This is a genomic window from Streptomyces sp. NPDC057280, assembly GCF_042668605.1.
Taxonomy (GTDB): domain Bacteria; phylum Actinomycetota; class Actinomycetes; order Streptomycetales; family Streptomycetaceae; genus Streptomyces.
In genome coordinates this window covers 239,948-248,748 of record NZ_JBHUYR010000012.1, presented here as the reverse complement: position 1 = coordinate 248,748, position 8,801 = coordinate 239,948, and the positions used below count along the sequence as shown (strand labels likewise).

Genomic DNA, 8,801 nt, shown 5'->3' with positions numbered 1-8,801 from the left:
GGAGAGACGAGACGACATCCACGAAGCCTTCCTCGGCATCGCCACCTGCCTCATCACACACCGCCACGTCCAACGCCTTTGTTAGGACCTCTAAGGGCTCGCAGAGGATCAACGGGTCGCTTCTCATGACGCCACTCGTTGTTGTGATACGAGCGGCTTCGACGAGGTGTGCAGTCAACTCGCCGTGAGATCCCGGGTGTTGTTCCCGCATCCGGACGACAGGCAGCGGCGGCGGGTGATGGGGGCCGAGGCTCGGCTCCTGTGGCATGGCGGTATCCCGGCAGCCGCGCGGGCGGGCCAGGGCAGCGAGGCGACGGTCCGCAGGTGTCCGTACGAGACCTACGACGTCGCCGCGAATACCGGCTGGGCCAGTGGCGACACCGATCACCGGTGGTGAGGGGCCCGAGGTTGGCGCGGCTACCCGGCCGCCCGTCTGCCGCTCACCGTGGAAGGCCTGCACATCACGGTCTGCCACCTGCCGCCGGGCACCACGAAGGGCACAAGATCCAGCGCCGGCTGCTCTCCCACCTTGTCCATGAACTGCCGTGGCCGCCCGCTGACCAGCCACGACGTCATCGTGAACAGCGTCGCGGCAACCACCACCCGCACCGGGCCAACGGCCCACGCCGGACTCGACCCGGGCACCTACACCACCGGCATCAAGATCACCGACAGCGGCATCGACGCCCTGCCCATGCACCGGCACGGTTTCCACGACGACCGGGCACTACGCCCTCCACCCCCGACCTCGCGACTCCGCAAGGACAGGCCGACCGCCCCCGACAGAGTCCTGGCCACCGTGCTCTACCTGCGCAAACTCGGCACCCGCGGCACACGTGCCCCGCTGGTCGGAGTCAACGGCAGCACCCTCACCAGGACCGTTCACCTAGTGCGGCCGAACCATTCCGCCCTCGACAGCCAAGTTCCGCGCGGCGGGTTCAGCCAGGTGGCGTGATCAGGCTCCTTCGGGGCATTCGGAAGCTACGTCAGGTCACATCAGGAGGTAGATCATGATCGCGCTCGGCATCATTCTTCTCATCGTCGGTTTCCTCACCGGCATATCGATCCTGTGGACCCTCGGGATCATCCTCGCCGTGGTCGGCGCCGCCTTCTGGGTCATGGGTTCCATGGGGCACGCGGTCGCCGGTCGACGCCACTATTGGTGACCGCACCGTTCACCGGTCGGCGCCCTCGCGCTGAGGCGGCGTGGCCTGCAGGGCCGGGCCTTGTGGGGCAGGGGTCCTTGAGACAGCGAAGGATCCTTGCCCCCGCAGGGCGAGGGCGGCCGTAGGTCTCAGCATGCGTAGCGCACCCGCAGCCACGGCACATCGGTACGGGAGGTCGGGCCCAATCGTCCTGCCATCCGGGCCACAGGACGACGGGGGAGAGGGTGAAGTGGGCTCGTTGTCACTGTTGGCGCTCCCACTCTGCTGGGCAAACGGTCGGGAGCGCGGCGCGACGGTTCGGACCCCGGCGGCGTCTACGACGACGGCCGGGCGGATTTCCCGCACGGCGTCTGCGTCGAGTCATTCGGCGATGACGAGGGTCGACTCCTCCTGGGTGTCGCACCTACAACTGCGCCCGCACAGGGGGCAGCTGCTGCCCCGGGACACCGAGGCCGCCCAGCTCTCCGCCTACGAACGCATCCGGGTCCCCGTGCGGCGATCGCCTCGACCGTCAGCCCGTGTTCCAGGCTCAGATCCATCGCGGCGTCGACCAGGGCGCTCCCACTCTGCTGCGCCTGCCGTCGGCGTCGGTCCTGTGCTGGGGTCCGCTTGGGACATCACACACAGTGAGACATGTGGTCCAGAGGGATGGAAGACAGGCAACGGCGCGTGCTCTCGCGCTGTGCCGACCCTGGGGTTGAACGGGTTGCCCGTCAGGGGCCGGCTGGGGTGACGGACGTGGATCGGCTCACCGGGCCAGCCCGCCTCGCCGCTCTAGGTGACTGTCGGCGGCCTCATGGATCTTTACCCCCGGGGCTCGACGAGCCGCTGTCGGGCCGCCGATAGGGTATGCGCATGTCTGTGAACATCCATCTCTACCTCGACATCGAGAACCTTGCCTCCGCCGAGGAAGCCGACACGGTGGGGGCGACAGTGGAAGAACTCTTCAAGGAGCACGGGATCGAGTCGTGGATGTATGTGGGTGTTTTCCATGACCCGCCCAAGGTTTTGACGAGCAGTGAGCACGGGCCGATCATCATCACCGGGTTCGGGAGATGGTCCGAGCAGTTCGAGTCCGACGTCACCACGGCGATCGGCGCCGTCGCGCCGAAGGCCCGCATCGACCTGAAGTGGGACTACCCGGACGAGCGGTGACAGGGCGTGGGGCGTCACCGGTGCGCGGAGTGCTGAACCGGCCGGGGCGGGGCGCGGAAGGCGCCCCGCCCCAACGCTGTGGCGGCGAGGAGCAGTTGGCCGGAAGTGAACCCAGGGATGTGCGTCGATCGGTCTGGACCATTGACCTGGACCCGTCATGACGGCACCCTGAAGCCCGTCGACGGACGCGTGGCTGAACGACCGTCACATACCTGAACCGACCTGGTAGATGACCCTCCCGCGTCCCGCGCACCGCCACCCCCCGGCTCACGACGAGGTGAACGCTCATGAGCACCACCCGAAGGAAGCTCCTCGGCTACGCACTCGGCGGCGCGGCCGCCTCGACCGTCGGTCTCGCCGCCGCTCCCGCACACGCCGCCTCCTGGCAGCTGAAGTGGTCACCGTCAGCGAGCGACGACGGACTCGGCGCCTTCGAGACCGTCGAGGACGACCGCGCCGGCTCCCACCCCTCCGGCGCCCCGCACATCTACACCACCGGCAACAACTGGCGCTTCACCATGCACACCGTCGACCGCGACACCTCCACCGACCGGCAGCGCCACGAGGTCACCGGCCTGCGCCTCGGCAGCGGCAGCAACTACCTCCGGTGGACCGAAGGCCAGTCGTGGCGCCTCACGTACTCGATGTACATACCGAGTTCCCTGAAGGCGACCACGACCTTCACCCACATCATGCAGATGAAACAGCCCGGCACCGGCTCCTCGCCCATCGTCGTGCAGTCGTTGCGCCGCGTGAACGGCGTGCAGACCATCGAACTCAAGCAATTCACCGACGACATCCTCGTCGGCCGTACCGAACTGGAACCCCTCCAGGACCGCTGGATCGACGTGGACTTCCAGATCAAGATCGGCAACGGATCGGCCGGCTCCCTGCGCTGGATCCTCAAGAACGGCTCGACCACCGTCATCGACAAGTCCCGCACCGGCATCGACACCTTCCTCGCCGACCGCGTGCGCCCCAAGTGGGGCATCTACCGCTCTCTGGGCGACACTTCGGGTTCCCTGCAGAACTGCTATCTGCAGCTCAGCAACCTGCGCGGCTACCAACTCGTATGACGGGCGGCGCGCTTCGGCGGCGAACGGATACGGAAAGGGATGGCAGGCGATCCCGATCCGGCCGTCTGCGAGGTCTCGATCGGCGTCGACTGCCTGGAGGAGGCCTGCGCCCCCGCGCTGCCGTCGGGTCGGATGCAGCGCTCCTCAGTACCACCGGTCTGTGACGAGGGGGTCGGCCAGTACCTCATCCGCGCGGTGGGGCCGTCCGGTGCGGGGGCCGGTCACCGTCCGGTGGCCAGCCAGACGGTCACAGCCGCGGTGGCGAGGAGCCCTATGTTGAGGCTGATGCGGCGGTCTTCGCCGGTCAGGTGCACGGCGATCGCGCCGATCTGGAGCAGCACGAAGCCGGCGGCCGCGGCCGCCGCCAGTGAGGGGGCGATGTCGGTCAGCGGCGGCAGGATCAGTCCGACGGCGCCGAGTATCTCCACCGCCCCCAACGCCCTGACGACTGGCAACGGCATGCGGTCGACCCAGGCCATCATGGGCCGGAGCTGATCGCGGTCACGGAGCGCCTTGAGCGCTCCTGAGTAGAGGTAGAAGAGGGCGAGAAGCCCCGCGACGATCCAGTAGGCGATGTTCATGATTCCCGTTCATAGGCCACCAGGTATCGGTAGCCCCGTCGATGCGGTCGTTTCGCGACTTCGTCGGAGAAGGCCCGGTTGCGGGCGGCGTCAGGTGGCCGTGCCCATGAGTGGACCGCCGGGGCCCCGCTGGTGTCCAAGACCCATTCCGTGACACCGATACCCGATGGGTATCGTTGCAGTGTGGAGCTGCGAACACTGCGCTATTTCGTGGCGGTCGCCGAGGAACTGCACTTCGGCCGGGCCGCCACCCGGCTGCACATGAGTCAGCCGCCGCTGAGTCGGGCGATCAAACGGCTGGAGACCGAGGTCGGGGCACCCCTGTTCGTCCGCTCGCCGACCGGCGTCACCCTCACCACGGTGGGCACGGTGCTGCTCGACGAGGCGCGGTCCCTGCTCGACCATGCAGACCGCCTCCGCGCACGGGTGAGTGCGGCAGCCGGCACCACGACCCTCACCATCGGCATCCTGGGCGACAGCACCGATCCGGCCGTGACCAGGCTGGCCGCCGCCTATCGCCGACGCCATCCCGGCATCGACATCCGCATCCGCGACACCGATCTGACCGACCCGACCTGCGGGCTGCACGCCGGACTGGTCGACGTCGCACTGACTCGGGCGCCGTTCGACGAGACTGCCCTGACGGTGCGTGCACTGCGGAGCGATCCGGTCGGCGTGGTCCTGCGTGCCGACGATCCGCTGGCCCGCCGCGACGGGCTGCGGCTGGCCGACCTGAGCGACCGCCGCTGGTTCCAGTTCCCGCAGGGGACCGACCCCGTCTGGCAGTCGTACTGGAACGGTGGCAGGCAGCGCGAGGGTCCTGTGGTGCGGGCCGTCCAGGAATGCCTGCAGGCCGTGCTGTGGAACGGCACGGTCGGTCTGACCCCGCTGGGACACGACCTGCCCGCGGAGCTGGCCGTGGTGCCGCTGATCGACATGCCGCCGAGCCGAGTGGTGGCGGTATGGAACGAGGGCGACACCAACCCGTTGATCCGGTCCTTCATCGAGATCGCGGCCACCGCGTACCGTCACTGAGTCTCTGCGGGGTTCGCATTGTGGCGGTGCTGCCGGTTCCATCAACTCCAGTACGTGGGGCTGGGCTCGGCGCGAGTGTTGGCCCGGTCTGAGGGATGAGGGTGGGCGACGCTGGGGCGAGGCTGGTGTGGGTGGAGTACGTCGAGGCCTGGCTCGGCAGTGGAGAGTGACTGGGCTGAGCGTGCCGAAGCCGAGTTTCGGCGTACTGGCCGTCGGTCTGCTGCCGTCGGCTGTGGCTGGGTACGGAGCCCCCGTACTTCGCAGCGGTCGTCACGACCGCGTGCCGGTGCTGTGTGCGCACTGCGCACCGTGGTGATTGATGACGGCGCTGGCTGCGCATCTGATGCGGGGTCGGGCCGTTCGCTGTCGGGGCGCCATCGACTGCGCAAGCGGTGCCTGCGGTCGGCCGGATCGGCGAGGGCCTTGCTGGTGGGGATATCTGCCGGCCCTGACCAGACCATCGACCAGGTCAGGCTGACCACGGTCAGGCTGCGCAGTCATGCGCATTCAGCCGTACCGAGGTCCGTGCGGCGCTGCGCAGTCAGCTTGCGCAACCGGGCCCGAGGCAGCCCCTGCACCAGCGACAACCCCGCAGCGTCCCGCCGAGCGGGCGACTTGATCAGGCATCGGTGGGAGAGTGACGGCCCATCAAAATATCCGTGGCACAAGGTGACTTGGGTCAGTCACCCCGTTCAATCAACCGGGGGCCGGCCTGGGGTGGACGTTCAGGGCTGGTCGTACCAGGAGAATGCTGCGATTCGCCAGCCCTCCGGCGTGCGGACGAACTGGATGGTCTTGGTCCCGCCCCCCTCGAACGGCTCGCCGTCCAGGATGCCGGCCTTCCGGTACTCGCCGAAGCGCGACGCGATGTCGCCTGCGATCTCGGTCCGCTCGGAGGTCTCCCACTCCGAGAACTCGACCAACCGGCCGTCGGCGAGCAGGCGTTCGCGCGGCTCGATGAACTCGTCCACGGTGTAGACCGTGTACTGCGGCCCGGTCAGCACGATCACACCCCCGGGAATGACGAGCCGGCGGATCCGGCCCACGTCCGCGGCCTTGCCGCCGCGATTGTCGAAGGCTCCGAAGAACTCGGCGGCTACCGCGTCAATCTCGATCTTGGACATGGCGCGACGGTAACACTGCCGGGACGCAAGGGACATCGTGCCGAGGCAACTGCGACTCGCGACTTTGCAGCAGCCGCGCTCGGGACGGGTCCACCGACATGCGAGTGTGGGGCAACCTGCCCATGCTTGCCTGCCCGCGCCAGAACTGGCCCCAAGCCCTCGCCGCCACCCAGGCCGCACGGACTTCTTCAGCCGATCGTCGCGACCCGTTCTTCGACTCCGCCGCGCGTGCTGGGTGTGGACGACTTCGCCACCCGTCGTGGGCGGATCCCCCGTGCGTTGCTCTTCGAGCAGGAGCTCGAGATCGCTCGCTGTGGTGGGACCCCTCGGCCGTGGCCTGATTGATCATTGCGTGGCTCCCGTCCGGAACCGAGACTGCTGTGGACCGAACAGCGACGCGCAGAACGGGGCGCTCGGTGAAACGCATCCACTTCACAGCGGAGGACCTGGCGCGGACCCGCGTGGCCACGACGATCGGCGTGGCGGCCGAGACGTTCGACACCGTGAAACTGTTGAAGGACCGCAATGCCAGTCTTGTCTTCCGCCGCTGGCACTTGTCGGTACGTGGACGTGTCGGCCAACAGGCGGGCCCGCTCGCCGCGTTGGTGCCCATGCGGGGACCGCTGATCGACGCGACGAGCCTGATGGGGGACACGGCGTCCATCGACGAAGCGGTGGACAACCTGATGGCAGCTCCCCGCGCCCTGATGCGTCTCGAACTGGAGAACCTCGACCTCCATCCCACCCACCGCTCCTGGGCCCGGAACCTGATGGACGGCGACCGGGAAACCCGCCGCCAGGTGGCCACGGCACTCCGAGCGTGCCACAGCGTCACCGTCGCCCCCTACTGGAGCCGGGTGCGCTCCCATCTCAGCGAGGTCCGGGCCGGGTATGCGAGCACGATGGCCGACGGCGGCGTCGAGCAGCTCCTCACCGCACTGTGCGGTCCATTGGTCCGCTGGCGGCCACCCGTGCTCGAAGTGGCCCACACACACGATGCGGACGTCCACCTGAACGGGCGAGGTCTCGTCATTGCGCCGACGATGTTCTCGACCCAGCAGGTGAATCTTCTGTACCCGCCGCTGGACCCGGGCCGGGCACCCGTTCTGGCCGTCCCCACCCTCAGCGGGACCTCGCTCGACACCGCGCTGTGGGAGGGCGCCGAGTCCACCGCACCCTCGCTCGACGAACTGCTGGGACGTACCAGGGCCGCAGTGCTGAGGGCGGCCGTCGGCGGATGCGGGACCACGGAGCTGGCCCGCCGCCTGCACATCTCGCCGGCGACCGCGAGCCACCACGCGACGACGCTGCGCAATGCCCGCCTGATCAGCACGCGACGCGAGGGCAAGGCGGTCCTCCACACGGTCACCTCACTGGGCATCGCCCTACTGGAGCAGAGCCTCCCTGCCTGAAGGGAATCCCAGCCGGCGCGTGGAGAGAGCTCCGCAGCCGGTACGACGGTCGGTGAGGGTTTGGAGGTCGGCGATGATCTTGTCGCTTGTGCGAAAAAAGGAGTGACGACCAGGGCGTGCCGCTCAGTTCGCCGGGTGGCCCGGGTCGATGTCATGGGTGTCGCTCAATGTCAGCACGGGGGTGCGGCTGCCCACGGGACCCTCCGTCGCTTCAGGGGTGAGCAGAAAACCGACGTGGTCACCGCCGTCGATCCGGCTCTCCACATGACCGATGAACCAGGCGGGAGCCTCGTCCAAAACCGGTGGACCACCCGGTGCCGCGTGCCAGGGGACCTGGGTGAACTTGTCGGTGTGGTCGCCGGTTTCACCGCCGAAGAGCCGGGCCAGATGGTCCTGGCTGCGGTACAGAAGATGGACCGCGAGTCGGTCGGTGCGCTCGGCGACACGGTAGGTCCGGTTGGCTTTGGACAGCCAGACCATGAACCGAGCGGGCTGAATCGAGCACTGCGAGGCGAATCCGACCAGACATCCGGCCTTCTCCCCGTCGGCCTGCGCGGTCACGACATACATCGGGTAGTCGAGCAGATCGGTGAAAGGATCGAGATCGGTCACGGTATTCGTCTCCCCGCTCAGAGATCGGATATAGGTCAAGCATCCACCAACTCCGTGCCCCGCGCCCGGACGGCGAGGAGGCGGTGCCCAGTTCGTGCAACGCCCTAGATACTCCGTACTCCAGGCCGGAACCGGCGTGCGAGCCGAGGGGAGTTACTCGGACTCCTCCTGCGGTAGAGCGCGGCTGCTGATCGCGTCGGTGATGGTGTAGGCGGTGCGGACGAAGGATTCCGCCTGCTGTGCCGACAGGTTCAGCGCGGAGGTCTCCTCCAAGGCCCGCCACATGGCTGCCAGAGGCTCTCGCATGGCACGGCCTTTGTCAGTGAGGTGGACGACCATGACGCGCCGGTCGTGCGCGGCCGGCTCGCGGACGAGCAGGCCGGCGTCCTGCATGCGGCGCAGGGACTTCGAGACCGTTGAGTGGTCAAGGCCGACGCTTTCGAGGAGTTCGGACTGGGTCTGTCCGTCCCGGTCCAGCAGTTGCATCAGCAGCAGTTCCTGTCCGGGATGCAGGTCCATCTCGCGGAGCATCGCGGCGGCGCGGGCCCGGTGAGCACGGGCGAGCTGGAAGATCGCGTAGCTCATCGGCCCCTCGCTGGCCGTGCTGGGGATGCGGGGTGTGGGGACGGACATGCGGTTC

At 68.2% G+C, this 8,801-nt stretch carries 11 protein-coding genes; 6 read left to right on the top strand and 5 right to left on the bottom strand.

Translation table 11 applies throughout. The annotated features are described in order from the left end of the window. Positions 1 to 268 (bottom strand): hypothetical protein (locus tag ACFUO4_RS40880; protein ID WP_383495008.1); only part of this gene is annotated, 268 nt, incomplete at its 3' end. A 177-nt stretch (positions 269 to 445) separates the two neighbouring features. Here ACFUO4_RS40880 and ACFUO4_RS40875 point away from each other — a divergent pair. The 4 genes from ACFUO4_RS40875 (at position 446) to ACFUO4_RS40860 (ending at position 3,397) form a co-directional block, all read left to right on the top strand. Further along, positions 446 to 955 carry a hypothetical protein gene (locus ACFUO4_RS40875; protein ID WP_179143302.1) on the top strand — a complete coding sequence of 170 codons (510 nt, stop codon included), beginning with the start codon at positions 446 to 448 and terminating at the stop codon, positions 953 to 955. 55 nt (positions 956 to 1,010) lie between these two features. Then, a complete protein-coding gene (locus ACFUO4_RS40870; protein WP_143660861.1) occupies positions 1,011 to 1,166 on the top strand; it encodes a DUF6131 family protein in 156 nt (51 codons plus the stop codon). Positions 1,167 to 2,021: 855 nt separating this feature from the next. After that, a complete protein-coding gene (locus ACFUO4_RS40865) occupies positions 2,022 to 2,321 on the top strand; it encodes a hypothetical protein (protein ID WP_128112043.1) in 300 nt (99 codons plus the stop codon). 287 nt (positions 2,322 to 2,608) lie between these two features. Further along, positions 2,609 to 3,397, top strand: coding sequence for a Tat pathway signal sequence domain protein (locus ACFUO4_RS40860; protein WP_383495003.1), 789 nt, complete (start codon positions 2,609 to 2,611; stop codon positions 3,395 to 3,397). 221 nt (positions 3,398 to 3,618) lie between these two features. On the opposite strand, the gene ACFUO4_RS40855 is transcribed toward ACFUO4_RS40860, so the two are convergent. After that, positions 3,619 to 3,978, bottom strand: coding sequence for a DoxX family protein (locus tag ACFUO4_RS40855; RefSeq protein WP_079307826.1), 360 nt, complete (start codon positions 3,976 to 3,978; stop codon positions 3,619 to 3,621). Between the two features lie 183 nt (positions 3,979 to 4,161). On the opposite strand from ACFUO4_RS40855, the gene ACFUO4_RS40850 reads away from it, so the two are divergent. Continuing rightward, complete coding sequence (locus ACFUO4_RS40850; RefSeq protein WP_383494999.1) at positions 4,162 to 5,013, top strand: LysR family transcriptional regulator; 852 nt, start codon at positions 4,162 to 4,164, stop codon at positions 5,011 to 5,013. 725 nt (positions 5,014 to 5,738) lie between these two features. Here ACFUO4_RS40850 and ACFUO4_RS40845 read toward each other — a convergent pair. Further along, a complete protein-coding gene (locus ACFUO4_RS40845) occupies positions 5,739 to 6,137 on the bottom strand; it encodes a DUF4440 domain-containing protein (RefSeq protein ID WP_383494996.1) in 399 nt (132 codons plus the stop codon). Between the two features lie 416 nt (positions 6,138 to 6,553). Between ACFUO4_RS40845 and ACFUO4_RS40840 the strand changes: the two genes are divergently transcribed. Continuing rightward, the gene (locus tag ACFUO4_RS40840) at positions 6,554 to 7,549 is read left to right on the top strand and encodes an ArsR/SmtB family transcription factor (protein WP_383494993.1); all 996 of its coding nucleotides are present in this window, start codon (positions 6,554 to 6,556) and stop codon (positions 7,547 to 7,549) included. A 123-nt stretch (positions 7,550 to 7,672) separates the two neighbouring features. On the opposite strand, the gene ACFUO4_RS40835 is transcribed toward ACFUO4_RS40840, so the two are convergent. Both ACFUO4_RS40835 and ACFUO4_RS40830 read right to left on the bottom strand, forming a co-directional pair. Further along, entirely contained in the window at positions 7,673 to 8,161 is a 489-nt protein-coding gene (locus tag ACFUO4_RS40835; protein ID WP_383494990.1) for a flavin reductase family protein, read from the bottom strand. Positions 8,162 to 8,314: 153 nt separating this feature from the next. Beyond that, the gene (locus ACFUO4_RS40830; RefSeq protein ID WP_079307820.1) at positions 8,315 to 8,794 is read right to left on the bottom strand and encodes a MarR family winged helix-turn-helix transcriptional regulator; all 480 of its coding nucleotides are present in this window, start codon (positions 8,792 to 8,794) and stop codon (positions 8,315 to 8,317) included. Between the last annotated feature and the right edge of the window lie 7 nt (positions 8,795 to 8,801).

Coding starts and splice junctions, on each gene's coding strand:
- ACFUO4_RS40870 (WP_143660861.1), top strand. CDS start 1,011: ATGATCGCGCTCGGCATCATTCTTCTCATCGTCGGTTTCCTCACCGGC.
- ACFUO4_RS40865 (WP_128112043.1), top strand. CDS start 2,022: ATGTCTGTGAACATCCATCTCTACCTCGACATCGAGAACCTTGCCTCC.
- ACFUO4_RS40860 (WP_383495003.1), top strand. CDS start 2,609: ATGAGCACCACCCGAAGGAAGCTCCTCGGCTACGCACTCGGCGGCGCG.
- ACFUO4_RS40855 (WP_079307826.1), bottom strand. CDS start 3,978: ATGAACATCGCCTACTGGATCGTCGCGGGGCTTCTCGCCCTCTTCTAC.
- ACFUO4_RS40845 (WP_383494996.1), bottom strand. CDS start 6,137: ATGTCCAAGATCGAGATTGACGCGGTAGCCGCCGAGTTCTTCGGAGCC.
- ACFUO4_RS40830 (WP_079307820.1), bottom strand. CDS start 8,794: ATGTCCGTCCCCACACCCCGCATCCCCAGCACGGCCAGCGAGGGGCCG.